Annotated in this window: 18 protein-coding genes; 6 read left to right on the top strand and 12 right to left on the bottom strand. The window is 61.1% G+C overall.

Annotated elements, in window-relative coordinates; translation table 11 throughout:
- Positions 1–45 precede the first annotated feature (45 nt).
- The 5 genes from ACFQ6Y_RS15080 to ACFQ6Y_RS15060 form a co-directional block, all read right to left on the bottom strand.
- Entirely contained in the window at positions 46–714 is a 669-nt protein-coding gene (locus ACFQ6Y_RS15080) for a GPP34 family phosphoprotein (RefSeq protein ID WP_378633970.1), read from the bottom strand.
- 22 nt (positions 715–736) lie between these two features.
- Positions 737–2,668, bottom strand: a complete 1,932-nt coding sequence (locus ACFQ6Y_RS15075) for an ABC transporter ATP-binding protein (protein WP_378633967.1) — start codon at positions 2,666–2,668, stop codon at positions 737–739.
- A complete protein-coding gene (locus ACFQ6Y_RS15070; protein WP_003943950.1) occupies positions 2,665–4,398 on the bottom strand; it encodes an ABC transporter ATP-binding protein in 1,734 nt (577 codons plus the stop codon). Before ACFQ6Y_RS15070 ends, ACFQ6Y_RS15075 begins: the two co-directional genes overlap by 4 nt.
- Before the next feature lie 115 nt (positions 4,399–4,513).
- A complete protein-coding gene (locus ACFQ6Y_RS15065) occupies positions 4,514–6,868 on the bottom strand; it encodes an MMPL family transporter (RefSeq protein WP_378633964.1) in 2,355 nt (784 codons plus the stop codon).
- A 55-nt stretch (positions 6,869–6,923) separates the two neighbouring features.
- Positions 6,924–7,535 (bottom strand): TetR/AcrR family transcriptional regulator, encoded by a 612-nt coding sequence (locus ACFQ6Y_RS15060; protein WP_378540621.1) that lies wholly within the window; start codon positions 7,533–7,535, stop codon positions 6,924–6,926.
- A gap of 256 nt (positions 7,536–7,791) precedes the next feature.
- Here ACFQ6Y_RS15060 and ACFQ6Y_RS15055 point away from each other — a divergent pair, with 256 nt between their 5' ends.
- The gene (locus ACFQ6Y_RS15055) at positions 7,792–8,904 is read left to right on the top strand and encodes a GGDEF domain-containing protein (RefSeq protein ID WP_378540623.1); all 1,113 of its coding nucleotides are present in this window, start codon (positions 7,792–7,794) and stop codon (positions 8,902–8,904) included.
- 12 nt (positions 8,905–8,916) lie between these two features.
- Here ACFQ6Y_RS15055 and ACFQ6Y_RS15050 read toward each other — a convergent pair whose 3' ends face one another.
- Positions 8,917–9,372 carry an Rrf2 family transcriptional regulator gene (locus ACFQ6Y_RS15050; protein ID WP_003943908.1) on the bottom strand — a complete coding sequence of 152 codons (456 nt, stop codon included), beginning with the start codon at positions 9,370–9,372 and terminating at the stop codon, positions 8,917–8,919.
- A gap of 128 nt (positions 9,373–9,500) precedes the next feature.
- On the opposite strand from ACFQ6Y_RS15050, the gene ACFQ6Y_RS15045 reads away from it, so the two are divergent.
- A complete protein-coding gene (locus tag ACFQ6Y_RS15045; protein WP_378633961.1) occupies positions 9,501–10,442 on the top strand; it encodes a sterol desaturase family protein in 942 nt (313 codons plus the stop codon).
- On the opposite strand, the gene ACFQ6Y_RS15040 is transcribed toward ACFQ6Y_RS15045, so the two are convergent.
- From ACFQ6Y_RS15040 to ACFQ6Y_RS15030, 3 genes are all read right to left on the bottom strand, one after another.
- Entirely contained in the window at positions 10,408–10,746 is a 339-nt protein-coding gene (locus ACFQ6Y_RS15040; protein ID WP_378633957.1) for a DUF202 domain-containing protein, read from the bottom strand. The two genes, ACFQ6Y_RS15045 and ACFQ6Y_RS15040, sit on opposite strands and share 35 nt — an antisense overlap.
- 1 nt (position 10,747) lies before the next feature.
- Complete coding sequence (locus tag ACFQ6Y_RS15035; RefSeq protein ID WP_378633954.1) at positions 10,748–11,098, bottom strand: YidH family protein; 351 nt, start codon at positions 11,096–11,098, stop codon at positions 10,748–10,750.
- A gap of 123 nt (positions 11,099–11,221) precedes the next feature.
- Complete coding sequence (locus tag ACFQ6Y_RS15030; protein WP_378633949.1) at positions 11,222–11,905, bottom strand: YceI family protein; 684 nt, start codon at positions 11,903–11,905, stop codon at positions 11,222–11,224.
- Between the two features lie 247 nt (positions 11,906–12,152).
- Between ACFQ6Y_RS15030 and ACFQ6Y_RS15025 the strand changes: the two genes are divergently transcribed.
- Positions 12,153–12,326, top strand: coding sequence for a hypothetical protein (locus ACFQ6Y_RS15025; protein WP_378540635.1), 174 nt, complete (start codon positions 12,153–12,155; stop codon positions 12,324–12,326).
- Positions 12,327–12,331: 5 nt separating this feature from the next.
- On the opposite strand, the gene ACFQ6Y_RS15020 is transcribed toward ACFQ6Y_RS15025, so the two are convergent.
- The 3 genes from ACFQ6Y_RS15020 to ACFQ6Y_RS15010 form a co-directional block, all read right to left on the bottom strand.
- Entirely contained in the window at positions 12,332–12,991 is a 660-nt protein-coding gene (locus tag ACFQ6Y_RS15020) for a TetR family transcriptional regulator (RefSeq protein WP_378633945.1), read from the bottom strand.
- A gap of 144 nt (positions 12,992–13,135) precedes the next feature.
- The gene (locus ACFQ6Y_RS15015) at positions 13,136–14,047 is read right to left on the bottom strand and encodes an SDR family NAD(P)-dependent oxidoreductase (RefSeq protein WP_378633941.1); all 912 of its coding nucleotides are present in this window, start codon (positions 14,045–14,047) and stop codon (positions 13,136–13,138) included.
- Between the two features lie 83 nt (positions 14,048–14,130).
- A complete protein-coding gene (locus ACFQ6Y_RS15010) occupies positions 14,131–14,979 on the bottom strand; it encodes a MaoC/PaaZ C-terminal domain-containing protein (RefSeq protein ID WP_378633933.1) in 849 nt (282 codons plus the stop codon).
- Positions 14,980–15,395: 416 nt separating this feature from the next.
- Between ACFQ6Y_RS15010 and ACFQ6Y_RS15005 the strand changes: the two genes are divergently transcribed.
- The 3 genes from ACFQ6Y_RS15005 (at position 15,396) to ACFQ6Y_RS14995 (ending at position 18,344) form a co-directional block, all read left to right on the top strand.
- Positions 15,396–15,809, top strand: coding sequence for a Zn-ribbon domain-containing OB-fold protein (locus ACFQ6Y_RS15005; protein ID WP_378540643.1), 414 nt, complete (start codon positions 15,396–15,398; stop codon positions 15,807–15,809).
- Entirely contained in the window at positions 15,806–16,963 is a 1,158-nt protein-coding gene (locus ACFQ6Y_RS15000; protein WP_378633929.1) for a thiolase, read from the top strand. Before ACFQ6Y_RS15005 ends, ACFQ6Y_RS15000 begins: the two co-directional genes overlap by 4 nt.
- Positions 16,964–17,060: 97 nt before the next feature.
- Positions 17,061–18,344 carry a cytochrome P450 gene (locus ACFQ6Y_RS14995; RefSeq protein ID WP_378633924.1) on the top strand — a complete coding sequence of 428 codons (1,284 nt, stop codon included), beginning with the start codon at positions 17,061–17,063 and terminating at the stop codon, positions 18,342–18,344.
- Positions 18,345–18,369: the final 25 nt, after the last annotated feature.

The following is an 18,369-nucleotide window of genomic DNA, read 5'->3' as shown; positions in this document are numbered from 1 at the left end:
CCTGTCACAGCGGCAGCAAGCGCCACTTCGTGCAGTATCGCCCTGTCACGATCCCGAGGATGCCGACGCCGCAATTGTTGCGGTGAGCGCAGCGGTGGTGGCTGCCTGCGTCGCGGCAATCGACTGCCGCACGGCCTCGCTTGCCCAGTTTCCCTGCGACAGCACCTTCGCTCGCGTTTTCGCCGCCTTGAACTGATCCGCTGGAACAATCACCTTGAGCATGTTCGCACCTGCCAGGATCGACACCAATGCGCCTTCGGCGGGAGTGGGTTGGCGGACGCCCAGCAGAATGTCACGCAGGACGACGCGCAGTTGATCCGCATACCGCGGGTTGGTTGCCGGCCATCTGACGCTCGGAAAGATCCCGAACACTTGATGTTCCACGGCGGTCACAATTCCGCGGGCTTGCATGCCGGCATAGAGCTCCTTGCGTGCGCCCTTCGCAAGACGGTTCACCACGGCAGTCGGCCGGGCCGGTGGCTTCTCGGCCAACCTCGTTAATGCAGCATTGAGAGTGGGCTCCGCGAGTGGCCGATTGTCGATGATGGCCACCCGCGCCCGCCATCCGGAACCGTCAAGGCGGACGCGGTCGGCAAGGACGAGTTCGACCAACAGCGCACCCCCGAGCGCAACGTCGACGTGGGACGACGAGCGCAGCAGCTTTCCGCTCGCGTCGTCGGTGGCAAGCAACAGCAGATCCTCGGCAATCAGCATGCTCACCACCGTAGTAGCGCGACTAGATCTCCGCGCCCACGAACTGGCTGTTGTACAGACGGAAGTACGCGCCACGCGATTCGAGCAGAGCCTCGTGGCTCCCCTGCTCCACGATCCGGCCGTCCTCCATCACCACGATCAGGTTTGCATCACGAATTGTCGAAAGACGGTGTGCGATGACAAAACTGGTGCGGTCGCTGCGCAACACCGCGGTGGCGCTCTGGACCAGCAGTTCGGTGCGTGTGTCCACCGAACTGGTCGCCTCGTCGAGGATCAGGATGGACGGCTGCGAGATGAAGGCGCGGGCGATGGTGATGAGCTGCTTCTCGCCGGCACTGACGTTGCTGCCTTCCTCGTCGATGACCGTGTCGTAACCCTCAGGCAGAGAGTGCACGAACTTGTCGACGTAGCTCATCTCGGCCGCACGACGAATCTCCTCGTCGGTGGCACCAGGCTTGCCGTAGGCGATGTTCTCGCGGATGGTTCCACCGAACAGCCATGCGTCCTGCAGAACCATGCCGATGCGTGAGCGCAGATCGTCTCGCGTCATGTCGGCGATGTCGATGCCGTCCAAAGTGATTCGGCCCGAATTGAGTTCGTAGAACCGCAGGATGAGGTTGACGAGGGTGGTCTTGCCTGCGCCGGTGGGTCCGACGATCGCAACCATCTGGCCCGGCTCGGCAGTCAGGGACAGGTCCTCGATCAGCGGCTGTTCCGGCTTGTAACTGAAGGTGACGTTCTCGAACTTGACGCGACCCTTGTCGACCGTGGGCGACTTCGCGCTCTTCGGGTCCTCCGACTGCTCGTCTTGGTCGAGCAGCGCGAAGACCCGCTCGGCCGAAGCGACGCCGGACTGCAGCAGATTGGTCATCGACGCTATCTGCGTGAGCGGCTGGGTGAACTGCCGCGAGTACTGGATGAACGCTTGCACATCGCCGAGCGTCATCGTTCCGGATGCGACGCGCATGCCACCCACCACTGCGATGGCGACGTAGTTGAGGTTGCCCAGGAACATCACGGCCGGCATGACCAGACCGGAAATGAACTGCGCCTTGAAGCTGGACTCGTACAGATCCTCGTTCTGCTTGCGGAAGCGCTCCTCGACCTCCTGCTGGCGGCCGAACACCTTGACCAACTCGTGGCCGCTGAACGCTTCCTCGACCTGTGCGTTGATTCCGCCGGTGCTCTTCCACTGCGCGACGAAGTGCTTCTGTGAACGCTTCGCGATGAACGCCGTGACCATGATCGAGAGCGGAACAGTTGCCACCGCGATCAGGGCAAGCAGCGGTGAGATCCACAGCATCATCACCAGAATGCCCAGGACGGTCATCACCGACATGACCAACTGGCTGAGCGTCTGCTGCAAGCTCTGCGCGACGTTGTCGATGTCATTGGTCACGCGTGAGAGAACATCGCCGCGGGCATGGGTATCGAAGTACCGCAGAGGAAGTCGGTGAATCTTCTGCTCGACGTCTTCACGCAACCGGCGAACCGTTCGCTGCACCACGATGTTGAGCAGATACGCCTGCAACCAACTGAACAGCGATGCACAGACGAACAGCAGAAGCACGATCATCAAGACCTTGCCAACGGCGTCGAAATCGATTCCGGTTCCGGGCACAACGGCCATGCCGGACACCATGTCCGCGAGCTGACCCTGCCCCGAGGCACGCAACCCCTCGACAGCCTGTTCCTTTGTCGTCCCCGGCTGGAGTTGCTTGCTGACGATGCCGTCGAAGATCAGGTTGGTGGCATTTCCCAGGATCTTCGGAGCGATCGAGGAGAGTACGACGCTTGCGGTCACCAAAGCGAAGATCAGGACGACGATCGGCTTGTCGGGGCTCAAGCGTCCAAGGAGACGTTTGAGCGAAGGGCCGAAGTTCATGGCCTTCTTTGTGGGATCGCCGCCGCCGGGCGGGCCGATGGGAGGCGAGGAAGTCGGTCGATTGCTCATGATGCGTCCTGTACGGCTAGCTGAGAGGCGACAATTTCGCCGTAGGTGGGACAACTGACCACGAGTTCGTCGTGCGTGCCGATCCCCACGATGGCGCCGTCGTCGAGCACGATGATCTGATCGGCTTCCACGATGGTGGAAATGCGCTGCGCGACAACGACGATGCAGGCGTCTTGCGTGACCGGCCGGAGCGCCGCACGCAGCCTCGCATCAGTAGTGAGGTCGAGTGCCGAGAAGGAATCGTCGAACAGATAGATCTGTGGCTTACGCACCAACGCTCTGGCGATGGCGAGTCGCTGACGCTGACCGCCCGATACCGTCGTACCGCCTTGTGCCACCGGTGTGTCCAGGCCTTCGGGCATGGCGCGGACGAAGTCGGCAGCTTGGGCGATCTCGAGGCACTCCCACAGCCATTCGTCGGTAGCTTCGGGGTTTCCGTAGCGGAGATTGGTGGCGACAGTGCCGGAGAACAGATACGGCTTCTGCGGGACCAGACCGATCACCGAACAGAGCAACTCCGTGTCGATGTCGCGGACGTCGACTCCTCCCACCGATACCGATCCGGAAGTGGAGTCGATCAATCGCGGAATCAGGTTGAGCAGAGTCGTCTTTCCCGATCCGGTGCCGCCGATGATCGCCGTCGTCTTGCCGGGTTCGGCACGGAACGTGATGTCGCGCAATACAGGTTCCTCGGCTCCGGGGAACTGGAACTGAGCGCCACGAAGTTCGACGACTCCCGGGTCCTTCAGTTCTCGGACCGGGTTCTCGGGCGGAATCACCGACGAATCCGTGTCGAGCACCTCGGAGATACGTTCGGCGCACACCGACGCACGCGGCAGCATCACCGCCATGAAGGTGGCCATCATGACGGCCATCAGGATCTGCATGATGTAGCTGAGCATCGCGGTGAGCGAGCCGATCTGCATCGAGCCCTCGTTGATCTGATGGCCACCGAACCAGATGACCGCGACGCTGGTGACATTGCTGATCAGCATCACGAGCGGGAACATCAGTGCCATGAGGCGGCCGACGCCGAGTGCAGTCTCCGTCAGCTCACGGTTGGCATCGCCGAAACGCTCTACCTCGTACGGTTCCCGTACAAACGCTCGGACGACGCGGATGCCCGTGATCTGTTCGCGAAGAACACGGTTGACGGCGTCGAGGCGGCCCTGCATGACCCTGAATCCGGGGACCATCCGGGCAATCAGGAAACCCATCGAGACTACGAGCAGCGGGACGCTGATCCCCAGGATCCAGGACAGATTCAGGTCCTGGCGCAGAGCCATGATGATGCCGCCGACGCACATGATCGGCGCCATGACGAGGATGGTGCAACTCATCACGACCATCATCTGCACTTGCTGGACGTCATTGGTGTTGCGGGTGATCAGCGAAGGCGCACCGAAGTGACCGACCTCCCTGGCCGAGAACGTCCCGACCTGATGCAGCACCGACGCCCGTAGGTCGCGTCCGACGCCCATGGCGACTCGCGCACCGAAGAAGACGGCGCCCACCGAGCACAAGATCTGCGTCAACGTGACCATGAGCATCATTCCCCCGGTGGAGAGGATGTAGCCGGTGTCGCCTTTGGTCACGCCGTTATCGATGATGTCGGCGTTGAGACTCGGAAGGTAAAGGGCCGCCATAGTCGAAATAAACTGCAGGACGACAACGCCCGTGAGTTCACCCCGGTACGGCGTCAGATAAGTGCGCAGCAGCCTGATCAGCATAGTGAGCGAAGGTTACCAATCCTGGCCGACATGTGCCGCTGGATATTTCGATACCGGGAAAACAGCTGTGCGCCTTTATTAACCGCAGGGGGTTAATAAAGGCGCACAGCAGAGACTAAGCGGAAGTGGACTGCAGTTCCGCTTCCTTCTCGTCACGGAGGGCCTTGCTGAGCTTCTCGCCCTCGATGTCGACGTTCGGCAGAATCTTGTCCAGCCACTTCGGCAACCACCACGCCTTGTCGCCGAGCAGTGCCATGACGGACGGGATGATCACCATGCGCACGATGAAGGCGTCGAAGAACACTGCCGCGGCGAGCGCGAATCCGATCGACTTGATGAACGAGTTCGGTTCTGCGATGAAGGCACCGAACACGGAGATCATGATGACGGCAGCCGCACTGACCACCCGGGCACCGTGGTTGAAGCCGATGGTCACGGCCTCCTTCGCGGTTGCACCGTGGACGTACTCCTCACGCATACGCGTCACGAGGAACACCTGGTAGTCCATCGCCAGTCCGAACACCACGCCGATCAGGAAGATCGGCATGAAACTCACGAGGGGTTGCGGGTTCGAGATGATGCCCAACCAGCCGTGCTGGAAGATCGCCACCGTCGCACCGAATGTCGCGAGCACACTGAGGAGGAAGCCGAGCGTCGCAGTCAGTGGAACCAGGATCGAACGGAACACCAAGAGCAACAAGATGAATGCGAGGCCGACCACTACGGCAAGGTAGGGCACCAGTGCATCCTTCAGCGTGTCCGAGACGTCGCCTTCGAGTGCGGTCTGACCGGTGATGCCGTAGCTGACGCCGATCGAATCGTTGAGTCCTGCTTCTGCTCCGCGGAGACTGCCCACCAGATCCATCGTGGCCGGATCGGTCGGTCCACTCTTCGGAGTGATCAGGACCTGTGCGGTGTCGCCGGCGTCGTTGACCCCGACGACCTGTGCGTTCTGAACGTCATCGAAGCTCGAGATGGTCGAGACGACCTCCGCGAACGCCTCCCCGGCGGGGACGCTGGCATCCTTGGCGTCGACGACGGCGATGAGCGGCCCGTTGCGGCCGTCACCGAAGCCCTCGTCGATCAGGTCGTATGCCTGACGCGCACTCGTAGCCGGGTCACCGGTGGCCTCCGACGGCAATGCCAGACTCAATCCCGTTGCGGGTAGGGCCAATGCGCCCAGTAGGACTACACCACCGATCAGCGGAACGAGCGGACGGCGGACGACGGCGTTGATGAAGCGCAGCGCCAACTTCGGCTTGCCCGAATCCTCGTCTTCAGACTCCTCCGCACGCTTACTGAGGAAGGGAATCTTGCCGGCAAAAGCCTTGCGCCCGAACATACCCAGGATCGCGGGCAGCAAGGTCAGAGCGATCAGGACCGCGATCAGCACGGTGAAGGCTGCTGCCGCACCCATGTCCGAGAGGAACGGGATACCGACGACGCGCAATGCAACCAGCGCGATGATGACCGTCAAACCGGCGAATACGACTGCGGAACCGGCAGTTCCGACAGCGCGGCCCGCTGCTTCGGCACGGTTGTCGGTGAGCGTGAGCTCATGCCTGAACCTGGACATGATGAACAACGAGTAGTCGATCGCCACCGCCAGGCCGATCATGATCGCCAGGGTCGGAGTCATGGAACTGAGGTCCGTGAATCCGGTGGCGACAGTGATTCCGAGGCTGCCGATAGCGATACCGATGATCGCGGTGAGGAGCGGAAGTCCAGCGGCCACAAGCGAACCGAACGTGATGGCCAGAACGACAGCGGCAACGGCGATACCAATCAGCTCGGTGACGCCACCGGGCATCTCTGCTTCCTGCGCAGCCGAACCGCTTACCTGGACATTGAGCCCTTCAGCTCGTCCGACATCTGCTGCGGAGTTGATCGAATCGCGCAACGCCTGGTCGAGATCGGCGAAGTCACCACTGAACGGAACCTCGACGTAACCGACTGTGCCGTCGGCACTGAGCGGCGACAACGCGTGCGCGTCGTCCACGGCCTCCGCCTCGGAAGTTCCAGCGGCAGCTGCCTTTTCCTTGAGCATCGCAACCATGGAGTCATTGCCGGTAACCGGATTGACCAGCGCCTTCGCGGCCTGTTCCGGAGTGGCAGTTGCCGGGTCCACCTTGGCAGAGTCGGCGACCTTGTCGATGCCGCGGATGCTCGCGAGCATGTCGTCCATGGCCTTGACGTTCGCCGGATCAGCCAGCGTCGTGCCTGCCGGAGCCTGGACGACGTATCGAGCGCTCAGCGAATCCATCGGATTGGGAGCATCGGGGAATCGCTCGGCCATCAAGTCCTGCGCTTGCTGCGCCGGGGTTCCCGGAATGGAGAACGAATCCTTGGTGGAACCGGACAGGGTGGCTGCCCCGACGCCCATCAGGACCAGGATTATCAGCCAAACACTGAGGACCGCGCCTTTTCGCCGGTAGGCGAACTTGCCGATCCGATAGAGATAGGTGGCCACGACGGGCTCCTTGCTGTTTCGGTGCGTGTACGTGGACAGGTATTACGAGTAGGTCTCAGAGACGCGGTGCCGGTGCCGGCATTCCCGCTCGAATTTGACGAAAAGCGTCATGGACCAGTTCTTCTGGACCGGAAGCCTCCGACTTTCCTCCGGTCCAGATGTCGATCACCGATTTGCAGGCCCCGGCCACAACCCCGAGAAGGAGGGTCGGATACAGGTCCCGTTCGGCGTCCGTGCCGGTGCGTTCGGCCAATGCTTGAACGACTTCACGGTTGATCCGCTGGTGCATGTCGGCGGCAACCCGATAGAGCGCGGGACTCGAATCCGACAACATCCAGACGTTTACTTTTTCTTTCATGCTCGAGCCGGAATCGCTCACGATTTCGACCACTAGATTCTCGAGCACGTCGAGAATGGGTTCGTCCGCGGGCCGAGCCGCAAGCGCCTCGATCCACGAAGTGATCGACTCCTCGAAACTGGCGAGGACCGCCTCCTCCTTGCTGGAGAAGTAATTGTGGAAGGTCCTCGTCGACACTCCCGCCTCGGATGCAATCGCGTCAGCGGTGACGCATTCGATCCCGAGAGCGCGAGCTAGTCTGGCCGCCGCGCCACTGAGTGCGTTGCGGGTTGCTGCCTTCTTTCGGTCGCGAAGGCTTGGTTCGGTCATCACTCGACCACCGTACCAAACTTGCAGACCTCTGCAAGTTTGCAGAGGTCTGCAAACTTGTGCGATCTAACACACAGAGACAAATCGCGAGGCGTGGCTCACACCCGTGCACGGTAAATGCCTGAACAAGGGCAACAGAAGGGGGCCCACGACCATCATCCCCGGTGACATCCCCCGGCCAAGTTGACGCGTAAATCAACGTGGGCTGACATACTTTGCTATTGATTAACCACAAGTAGTTCAGCAAAGGAATCTGATGGACCCGCTCCTGCACACCTGGCCGGTTCCATCCACGGTCATGCTGTGGGGATCGAAGGCCGGACGAGGTTCGGTCTTGCGCCTCGTCCACCTGACGATCGGATTCTGCTCACTCAATTTCTCGCTCGTGGCTTACCTGTTCCTCCTCAGTACCGAGGGTCCCGACGGACCATTTGCGCGCGCTTGGCTCGTCGGCATTGCGACGGTGAACCTGATCCCCACGATTCTCTGGTTTGTCGGCCGCATCAAAGGCGCACGCACGCTCAAGCTCTACGGACTGTGGGCGGACCTCGCCACGGCATCGATTCTCATCACATTCACCAGCCACAACGCCGCACTGTTCGGGGCGGTCCTCTTCGTTGCCACCGGTGCCTATTTCACCTATTTTCTCGACCGCCGCTGGCTGGCGTTCCATCTCGCCTTCGCCACGACGTTTGTCATCGCCCTGACCGTGCTGGGCCTGACGAGCAGTGATTACTCGGTGACCAGCGTGATCGCCCGAACTGACGTCGTGCTGTGTGCGGTAATTTTCATTCCGGCCACGATTCAGTTCACTTGGCGGCAATTGCTCGCGCGCGCAACAGGATCCAAGGTGGATGCGCTCACCGGCCTGTTGAACCGACGAGGGTTGTGGGACATGTCGGAGCGCATCTGGTCGGTCGCGTCGGCGAATCGCGCCGACATCGCTGTTGCCGTCGTCGACATCGACAAGTTCAAAGCGGTGAACGACACCTACGGCCACGAAGTCGGTGATGCCGTCATCATCCGAACCGGAACGCGTCTGCAAGAGCATGTGAACGGTTTCGGTTACGCCGCGCGCACAGGCGGCGAGGAGTTCACCGTCGTGATGATCGGCACCCCTTACGGACTGCGCAAGCGAATTGCAACCCTGCCCAAGGCGGTAGCGAGCGCGTCCGACAGTCCGCTGTCGACGGTCAGCGTCGGAGCCGCAACGCTACCTTTCGTCCCACACCAGGAAGAGTTCGACTACAACGAGTTCTCCCGCGCGACCATTGCGGCCGACCATCTGATGTACGACGCAAAATCCGCGGGCGGCAACGCAGCGAACACTGCGCCTATGACTGTTCCCCGCCCCCGGCGGACAGTGTGAAATCGCGCTGTATCAGCGCCGATTCCACGCCTCGGGATCTGCCGTCAGTTCGTGAATGAACTCGGGCAATTCACCGCCTGCGACATCGGTCAGCGTGACATTTTCGAGCACGGCGCGAAGGTTCACCCGCACAGCGATCCACACCTCTTTGAGTGGTGTTGCCGGCCCCCCGTAGTCGACATCTTCCGGTCGCTGACCTCGAATTGACGCCAGCGGTCCTTCGACAGCGCGGATGACGTCGGCAATCGTGATCTCGTCCGCGGACCGAGCGAGCCAGTACCCACCGTCCGGACCCCGACGACTGTTGACGAGGCCGCCGCGACGCAGGTCAGAGAGCACCGCTTCCAGGAACTTATGGGGTATGACCTGGGATTTGGCGAGAAACTCGGCCTTGGCCGGGTCCGGACCGACTGCCGCAAGCTCGACCAGAGTCCGCACGGCGTAGTCCACCTTCGCGGTGATATGCACCGGCAATTCCTACCATTGTTCTATGAAAAGTCGCAACAAAGCCGCAGGTTTCTTGTCACAAATGGTTCCGCGACGTTACATATTAGTGCATGATGTAACGATAATAGCGAGAGAATAGGACTAATCGCGTGTGGGAAACCCTTCTCGAGTCATGGCGGTCACTGCTCGAACCACTCCATGACCCAGTCGCACTCGCGATCCCCGCGTTTGTCATCTTCCTCGGCATCGAGTGGTTCGCCGCCCGAGCTCTTGAAGATCATCCGGACGACGCAGACGGACGCGCACGGCCGGCGCAGGGTGGATACCGGCGCATCGACGCTCGGACCAGCATCCTCCTCGGGCTGGTGTCGATCGCTACGAGCACGTTCTGGAAAGTGCTGGCACTGATCGGTTATTCGGCAATCTGGGTGTACCTCGCGCCGTGGCATCTGTCGCCGACAGCCTGGTACACCTGGGTTATCCTGCTGCTCGGAATCGACGTCCTCTACTACGCGTATCACCGCATCGCGCACCGAGTTCGAGTCATCTGGGCTACGCACCAGGCTCACCATTCGAGCGAGTACTTCAATTTCAGCACCGCGCTGCGGCAGAAGTGGAACAACAGCGGCGAGATCGTCATGTGGCTGCCACTGCCGTTCCTCGGGATTCCGCCGTGGATGGTGTTCGTCGGCTTCTCTGTCAGCCTCGTCTACCAGTTCTTCGTCCACACCGAGCGTGTCGGAAAGCTCTGGCGCCCGATCGAATTCATCTTCAACACACCTTCACATCACCGTGTCCATCACGGTTCCGACGCCGAGTACCTCGACCGAAACTACGCCGGGATCCTCATCGTCTGGGACCGGATGTTCGGCACCTTCGCAGCCGAAACCCACAGGCCCACGTACGGACTCACGACACCGGTGGGAACGTACAACATCTGGAAGCTCCAAACGCGCGAATACGCTGCCATTGCTCGCGATTGGAGGGCGTCGACATCGTGGCGGCAGCGAGCCGGCTACGTGTTCGGCCCGCCGGGCTGGGCACCGAAAGCTGCGGTCACGTCAGCAGAATCCACAGCCCCGTCGCACTGAGCAGTAGCAGACTCAGTGCGAGAACTGCTCCCATACCCAAAGCAGGCATTGCCTTTTCAGCTGAGAACTGGGCCAATCGTCTGGGCCGCGACCGACGTTCGTAGACCGTCACCGCGACGACAAGGATCGCCGCGAGGGACGGGCCGATCAGAGCCACCGAACCGAACGGCGGCAACCATCGCAGACAGGCAGCAGACAAGCCGAGGATCGACAGACTCGTCCGCACGAACGAGAGCGATGTGCGCTCGGACTGTAGGCCCCTATCCGGCGGCGTGACACCTTCCGAAGGTTCCAGCGCGGTCAATTCAGTTCACCACCTCGACCACCAAGACGGTCGCGCAGATCACCAGCACGATACCGACCACCGGCGCCATCAGCGGCACCGGCAACGAACGCTCAGCACGCAGTGCCCGCTCGGCGCTGATCCAGTGGACGAAGGAAGTGACGGCGATCAGAGCGCCGCCGACGAGCAGCAACGCGGCCAAGCCGGCGCGAACCGTGGGGTTGAGAATGTCGCCGCCGAAAGCTTCGAGCCCGACGCCCGACGCGACGAAGGCCGTCGCGGTGCGGATCCAGGCCAGATATGTCCGCTCATTGGCGAGAGTGAACCGTGGATCAGGGTCTTCACCCGTTCGGAACGGTCTCCACTGGGGCATCACCCGTTCATTCCGTCCGGGCAATATTTGTCCGCGGCCTTCGTAACGGACAACAAGAAAGAAAGGTCATGTCCTTAATCTTCCCTGTCCGTCCCGAAGCAGTGCGAATCGGGTGGACGTAATTCAGCTCGCGGCGAGCGAAACCAGGAAGTCCACCGAACCGCTGCCGTCGACGGTGACAAACCCGAGCGACGGGGGTTCGACACCGAAATCGGTCCAGGTGACCGGAATCGAGCCCGAAGCAATCAGCGAATCACCCGAATGCAGCACAGTCATGTCGACCGATACCGGCTTGGACTGACCTTTGAGTGTCAAGGTTCCAGACACCGTGACCGTTGCGGTCGTGCCATCGGTCGGTACGGCCGACAGGTCCACGGGCGAGTCGATCGTGAACGTCGCCGTCGGATAGGTGCTGGTATCCATCACATTTCCCGTGAACTGGCCATCGCGCCGATCCGAGTCGGTCTTGATGCTCGCCACCTGCACGGTCACTTCGCCGGCCGTGAGCTTCTCGCCCTCGACGGTGGCGTTTCCGCTCACCTCGCCACTGGTTCCGACGACGGTCACACTCGATCCGTTGAGAATCTCGTGCACGGTGTATCCGGCTGCCGTCTGGTTGTCGCCCTGTCCGGCGACGACGGTCCACTGTCCGTCGATCGATCCGGACGCCGCCTCTGCGCCCTGAGTGGACACCACGGCCGCCGGTGCATCGTCCTCAGCGATGAACTTCCCGTACGCCCACGGCCCCACGAGCAGGGCGAGTACGACCACAACTACTGCTCCGCCGATCCACCAGATCTTTTTCATGGGTTCGACGATAGTTGCAGCTTCAACGGTTGTCAGGACTTAACACCTGGGAGAACGCTGTGAAAGCGCTCCGCAGCAACTGAAGACGAGGGTGTCATCCGAAATCTTTGGTAATCATTTGGTAAAGTAGATTTTGCATTCCGGCCCCCAGCCTGGAGTGCACTGGCCGTGCGCATCGAATCATGCATCGATCCCGATGCGCACGGTCTGCCCGAATCACGAATCGCACTGGACGAGGGGGCTCGCGATGCCGGACCTGAGCCTCCTGAGCGACGACGAGTTGCGTGAGCGACGAATCGCCCTCAGTCAATCACTGACTGCCGCAGCTGATTTGATCCCCACGCCGTCACCGTCGTTCTTCGAGAAGTTGAAGCAAGACATCGACGCGGCCACTGCCGAGTGGATCGCACGACGTCGGTGACCACGTCAGCTGATATCTGCCGATTTGCCGTTCAGGACAGCAGGATCCGAGGCCAGCAAACGCTTCGCCGCCAGGCGGAGACGCCGTTTCACCTCGTCGACCGACGTGTCCCCATTCAGCCACCCGACAACGCTGGCGCTCCACAAGTCCTCCAGCATGGCCAGTGTGCGGGACTGCATCGGCGTGCAACGGTGATCGGGTCCCCACGCTTGAGTGGAGGCAATGAAACCAAACGGAGTGGACCAGACTGTTATCTCGTTGCTTTCATCAGGACGCTCACCGAGGTCGGGGTTGTACTCACGCAGCGTTTTGTACCCGGACATCGCAGCGTGAGCAAACCCCGGATCTCGGACCATCCCCAGAAATGCCCGGACGAAGACTTCTCCAGCCCGGCCCTCCGCCGTCCGCTGCCTCGGCGGACGGCGGAGTAGGTCATCAGCCAGGGAATCCAGTTCAGACCAAACAGCTGCCGCGATGAGGTCGTCTTTGGCTGCGTAGTACTTGTACAGGGTTGACAAGGCGGTTTGGGCAACGCGTGCGACTTCACGCATCTGCACGGCTTCATAGCCTCCTGCGGATGCCAACTCACGGGTCGCTTTGACGACTCGCTCGACACGCAATGCCTTGGCCTCAGCCGTGCGGCCATTCACCTTCACTGCGGCCATCAAGGCTACCCCCATCGTGTACTGAAACTGACGCTGTCCCGTCAGCCCTCTACGATATCGTCCCCTCACCGCCAGATCGTCCCCGCACCGCCAGCAGAGCACGGCCTCAGTGCAGCGTCGTCCCTTTCACCCGGCATTCACCGGTCAGGGCCGGGCCTTAGCCATGAACGCGGACGGGTGCAGACCGTCAGCCAACGGACGGAAGTCCTGCTCTACCTTCGCGGCCAGGTCTTCGAGGTTCCACGGTCCGTCCGAAGTAACCGTGGAGACGACCTCAGGGTTGTTCCACAGTTTCACGTTGTAGCCCATGGCGCCGATCGTGCGCCCCGACAGCCAATCGGAACTCGTACCGGCAAGGTACGCGACGATGGGCGCGATGTTGTCCGGTGAGACGGAGCCGTCGTCGCCAGCTCCCAAGCCCTGCCCATCGGGCACGGTTTGCGTCAGACGGGTAACGGCGCCCGGAGCAATAGCGTTGACCGTAACGCCGTATCGCGCCAGCGCATTGGCCGTGGACGCAGTCAAGCCGATAATGCCCATCTTGGCTGCGGCGTAGTTCGGCTGACCCGGCGACCCCTGCAACGCGGAGTCGGAGGTGAAGTTGATGATGCGGTACTGGCCCTCCGGGTTTCGCTGCGCTCGCCAGTAGGCTGCCGCCGGCTTGATCGTACTGAAGTGGCCACGCAGATGAACTCGGATGACTGCATCCCAGTCTTCTTCCGGGAGGTTGAAGATCATCTTGTCACGCAGAATTCCAGCGACGTTGACAACGATGTCCAGCTTGCCGTAGTGCTCCAGAGCGAGATCGACCAGGCGTTGACCAGTCGCGACATCGGCGATGTCGCCGCCGTCCGAAACGGCTTCACCACCGCCGGCAACGATTTCGGCAGCGATGTCACGCGCCGGCCCTTGGTCTACGCCCTGACCATCCGTGGTCGAGCCGAGGTCGTTGATGACAAGCTTGGCGCCTTCGGCGGCGAACAATCTGCTGATCGACGCGCCGATGCCTCGGCCGCCGCCGGTCACGATCGCTACGCGACCTTCGAGTGAACCCATGAATCTTTCCTTTGTTAATGCCGCGACAAACATCGCGACGAGTCTGTAACGGGGTTGATTGCCAGTAGATTTCGGCGGTGCGGTCAGCGGATTGTGGCGGTGCCGTGGTCGATGACCACGTCACCGATGTCGTCGACCGTCCGGAACCTCACACCGGTGCCGTCAACCCAGATCGAGGTAGTAATTGTCTGTCCGGGCAACAGAGGCTTGGTGAACCGCCCCGACATCGCAGTGAAGCGCGTGGGATCCGAATCGGCCACAGCGTGCAGGAGAGCTCGGCCGACGTAGCCATAGGTGCACATGCCGTGCAGGATTGGAGTGGAGAAGCCGCCGCGGGCACTGAATACGGGATCCGAATGCAGGGGATTCCGGTCGCCAGTGAGTCGGTAGAGCAGTGCTTGATCCGGTCGAGTTGTGTATGTGACAACGTGATCCGGCTTGTACCCCGGCAATTCCCATGAGGTTGACGGCCCACGCTCACCGCCGAACCCTCCATAACCTCGGAAGAACGACTCGGACTGGATGGTTCCCACCAACTGTCCGACGGAGTCGTGAGCGACGGTTTCCATCGTGAGCAAGGCACCGGATCCCTTGTCGTACACGCCGGTGATCTTGGTGGCGGCTTCAACGCGACCGTCAGTTGGGAGCGGGCCCGCCAGACTGAACGATTGCGACGCATGCAAGAGCTTGCTGTAGTCGACGTCGTCGGGTAGCGCGGGCCCGCTTCCGACAGGGGAAAATGCGACATTGGCGAACGTCGGGAGAGCCTTCTGCGCAATGCCGTCACTGTTTTCCGTGGTGAACTCCAACTCGTCGAGCGGGTCGAGCTGACCGGCGCCAACGCCGAGGGCGTACAGCAGAGCATCTTTCGATGTCCACGTCTTCCAGACCGGCTTGCCGGAGAGTCCGACGAGTGAGCTGTCGATCGGCATGTGGAACCTCGATTTCATCCAAGTAGATATTTGCGGGGAGCGAAGCGGGGTTACCGGACGGTATTTGTGATTCCACTCAAGAAGCGGAAAGTGTTGTCCGACAACTTTCTACACCTAAAGAGAACACGTTACGTATGTGATTTGCAAGCCCCACATCCGAAGTTGCCAACGTGATTTTTCAGACTTCCAAGCCAAGCCTTGACATCCGACATGAACTGGATCACTCTGATCGTGACAGAACGCGTTCCGTTTAAGAGGGCGACACCCATTTCGTCCCGCCCCGAAGAAACGTAACGGAAGGTATTCCGCCGGAACGAATGCGGCGGAACGTGTTCTATTTAAGAAACGTTACGGAACGCATTCCGTTGCAAGACTTGATAACTCATCGTAGAGCTCCGCGACGAAAGGACTGTCCCTTGACAGGGCCTGTACCGGTTCCGACCCCAGCCACCGCTCCCTATTGGGAAGGTGCACAGCGGGAGGAATTCACCATTCAACAATGCAAGTCGTGCGAAAAGCACTACTTCTACCCGCGCCCCTTCTGCCCGTTTTGCAACTCCGACGACGTGGTGTGGACCCCAGTCAGTGGCCGAGGCCGACTGGTGTCCTACGTGATCAACTATCGACCGACTCCGCCATTCGACCCCGCGACTCCCATCGTCGTCGCCCTGGTCGAACTCGAGGAGGGACCCCGCCTGATGAGCAACGTGATCGGGGTGGATCCCGAGCCTGAGAACCTTCCGCTCGACCTACAGCTCGAAGTCACGTTCGTCGAACGTGGAGACCTGAAGCTCCCTATGTTCACGCCGTTGCAGGAGTCGGCCCGATGACATCAATGCACAACGGAAACATTGCGATCGTCGGCGCCTCGGAGACCACCGAAATCGGCGTATTGCCGGGCATGTCTGTCCTCGATCTACATGCGAACGCCGCCCGCAACGCAATGGCCGACGCCGGCCTCACACCCGCGGACATCGACGGCGTCGCCACCACCGGGCCAACTTCCCTCGAGGTCTCTCACCACCTCGGCATAACCCCTCGCTGGCTGGACGGAACAGGCGTCGGCGGATGCAGTTTCATGCTGCATGTGCGCCATGCGGCGGCCGCCATTGCTTCTGGTGCCGCTGACGTTATTCTCGTGACACACGGAGAGTCCGGCCGCTCCCGCGTCGGCTCGCCACCATGGCCGATGACTTTGGCCTCGATGACCGGTCAATTCGAGAATGTCTACGGCGCAACCATGCCGTATTCGATCTTTACTCTTCCTGCCCTGGCCTTTCTGCACGAGCGTGGAATGACCATCGAACACATGGCCGAACTGGTCGTTTCGCAGCGCAACTGGGCGCTCGACAATCCCCGGGCTTTCCGCCGCAAGCCGACGTCGGTGGACGAAGTGCTGGCTGGTCCGCGCGTGGCGTACCCGTTCACCCGCGACATGTGTTGTGTGCAAACCGACGGCGGCGGCGCCTTGATCCTGACCAGTGCAGAACGAGCAGCAGACATGCCGGGGTCCGATCGGCATCTCTATCTTCTCGGATCCGGCGAATCCGCCGAAGGTCCTTTGGTTTCACAGTTGCAGGACCCCGGATCATTCGGCGGATTCCGTCGCGCGGGCGCAGAAGCGTTCGCCACCGCTGGAATCACTCATGCCGACGTCGACCATCTGATGGCATACGACGCCTTCGCCCACGTCCCGCTGTACATGCTCGAGGATCTCGGGTTTGTCGGCTTCGGCGAATCGGGAGACTTTGTCGCCGAAGGACATACGTCCAAGGGCGGTCGACTTCCGATGAACACCAACGGCGGTGGAATGTCGTACACACACAGCGGTATGTACGGGATGTTCGCCATCCAGGAGGCTGTGCGCCAACTGCGAGGGGAAGCGTGCGAGCAGGTTCCCGGAGTCGAAATCAGCTTCGTCCAAGGAGTCGGGCTCTTCTTCAGTGCCGCGGGCAGTTTGGTCCTCTCGAACCGGCGTCCGTAAAGCGGGAATCTTCGGCTTTCCGACCGCTGCACCCCGACGGGTAGGAACTCCGTCGACTGAACAACCCACCCCGCTGGAGCCACAGAAAGGCACCTGGATGACCACCTCAATTCCATCCACCGAGCACCCGCTGACGGCGCCGGACATCGATATCACCAGCGTCGAGTTCTGGAGTCGGCCCTTTGCCGAGCGGGACAAGACATTCGAATGGCTGCGCAAGAATGCTCCGCTGAGCTGGCACAAGCCGATGGACCGCCCACACTTCAAACCCGACCACGGCGAGACCGGGTTCTGGGCAGTCGTCAAGAGTGCGGATATCGCGTTCATCAGTCAGAATCACGAAATCTTCAGCTCCGATCAGTTCAAATGGCGGGGGGTAGGGTTCGCGCCGAACGACCCAGAACTGGTTGGGAACCCGAGCTTCGTGATGATGGATCCGCCTGATCACACTCGATTCCGCCAGATCATCAGCTCCGGGTTCACGCCGAAAGCCGTCAAGCGCCTGCGTGACAAGATCGAAGAACGCGCCGAACAAATCGTTGATCGAGTAGTCGGCGCGGGCGAATTCGACTTCGTCACCGAAGTCGCGTCGAAGCTGCCGATGCTCACGATCGCCGATCTCGTCGGTGTCCCCGAGAGCCTGGTCCAAGACTTCGCGAAGGCCGGCGACAACCTCGTCGGCGCCGCCGACCCCGAGATATGCCCCAAGGGAATGTCCCCGACCGAGTTCAGCTTGCAGCAAATCGCGATCTTGGCGCAGATAGGCAACGATCTGGTCAATTTCCGTCGCAAGAACCCGGCCGACGACATCGCTACGGCACTGGCCAACACCGAATTCGACGGTAAACCGCTCTCCGAGCTCCAGGTCACTTCCATGATGCTCCTGCTCAGTATCGCCGGCAACGACACCACCAAACAGACAACCAGCCACACCGCCATGTCACTGGCCAAGAATCCGGACCAGAAGCGATGGCTGACCGAAGACTTCGACGGCCGTATCGCCCAGTCGATCGAGGAGTTCATTCGACACGCCTCGCCCGTCCAGGAATTTGCACGCACTGCCACTCAAGACGTCGAGCTGGGTGGAACCTTGATCAACAGGGGCGACAAGCTCGTCATGTTCTACTGCTCGGGCAACCGTGATGAGGACACCTTCGACGATCCTCATCGGTTCGACCTGCAGCGCGGCCCCAACAACAACCATGTTTCCTTCGGCGGTGGCGGGGTCCACTACTGCCTTGGGCACATGGTCGCCAAAGCCCAACTGCGCGCACTGTACTCACAGATTCTCACCAAACTCCCCAACATGGAGGTTGGCGAGCCGGTGTACCTCCACAGCGAATTCATCAACGGGATCAGGCACCTCCCGGTACGCGTGTAACAAACCCCAGTCAAGAACAGGAACG

Origin of the sequence: Rhodococcus sp. NPDC056516, from assembly GCF_042794655.1 — a bacterium.
Taxonomy (GTDB): domain Bacteria; phylum Actinomycetota; class Actinomycetes; order Mycobacteriales; family Mycobacteriaceae; genus Rhodococcus_F.
Note: the sequence above shows the minus strand (reverse complement) of the source record. Positions and strands in the feature narration are given on the sequence as shown.

What these genes read in the sequence shown, in the direction of transcription:
- ACFQ6Y_RS15075 (WP_378633967.1), bottom strand. Translation starts at nt 2,668, where the DNA reads ATGAGCAATCGACCGACTTCCTCGCCTCCCATCGGCCCGCCCGGCGGC.
- ACFQ6Y_RS15015 (WP_378633941.1), bottom strand. Translation starts at nt 14,047, where the DNA reads ATGGGTTCACTCGAAGGTCGCGTAGCGATCGTGACCGGCGGCGGCCGA.
- ACFQ6Y_RS15080 (WP_378633970.1), bottom strand. Translation starts at nt 714, where the DNA reads ATGCTGATTGCCGAGGATCTGCTGTTGCTTGCCACCGACGACGCGAGC.
- ACFQ6Y_RS15060 (WP_378540621.1), bottom strand. Translation starts at nt 7,535, where the DNA reads ATGACCGAACCAAGCCTTCGCGACCGAAAGAAGGCAGCAACCCGCAAC.
- ACFQ6Y_RS15035 (WP_378633954.1), bottom strand. Translation starts at nt 11,098, where the DNA reads ATGCCCCAGTGGAGACCGTTCCGAACGGGTGAAGACCCTGATCCACGG.
- ACFQ6Y_RS15020 (WP_378633945.1), bottom strand. Translation starts at nt 12,991, where the DNA reads ATGGCCGCAGTGAAGGTGAATGGCCGCACGGCTGAGGCCAAGGCATTG.
- ACFQ6Y_RS15055 (WP_378540623.1), top strand. Translation starts at nt 7,792, where the DNA reads ATGGACCCGCTCCTGCACACCTGGCCGGTTCCATCCACGGTCATGCTG.
- ACFQ6Y_RS15030 (WP_378633949.1), bottom strand. Translation starts at nt 11,905, where the DNA reads ATGAAAAAGATCTGGTGGATCGGCGGAGCAGTAGTTGTGGTCGTACTC.
- ACFQ6Y_RS14995 (WP_378633924.1), top strand. Translation starts at nt 17,061, where the DNA reads ATGACCACCTCAATTCCATCCACCGAGCACCCGCTGACGGCGCCGGAC.
- ACFQ6Y_RS15000 (WP_378633929.1), top strand. Translation starts at nt 15,806, where the DNA reads ATGACATCAATGCACAACGGAAACATTGCGATCGTCGGCGCCTCGGAG.
- ACFQ6Y_RS15025 (WP_378540635.1), top strand. Translation starts at nt 12,153, where the DNA reads ATGCCGGACCTGAGCCTCCTGAGCGACGACGAGTTGCGTGAGCGACGA.
- ACFQ6Y_RS15070 (WP_003943950.1), bottom strand. Translation starts at nt 4,398, where the DNA reads ATGCTGATCAGGCTGCTGCGCACTTATCTGACGCCGTACCGGGGTGAA.
- ACFQ6Y_RS15010 (WP_378633933.1), bottom strand. Translation starts at nt 14,979, where the DNA reads ATGCCGATCGACAGCTCACTCGTCGGACTCTCCGGCAAGCCGGTCTGG.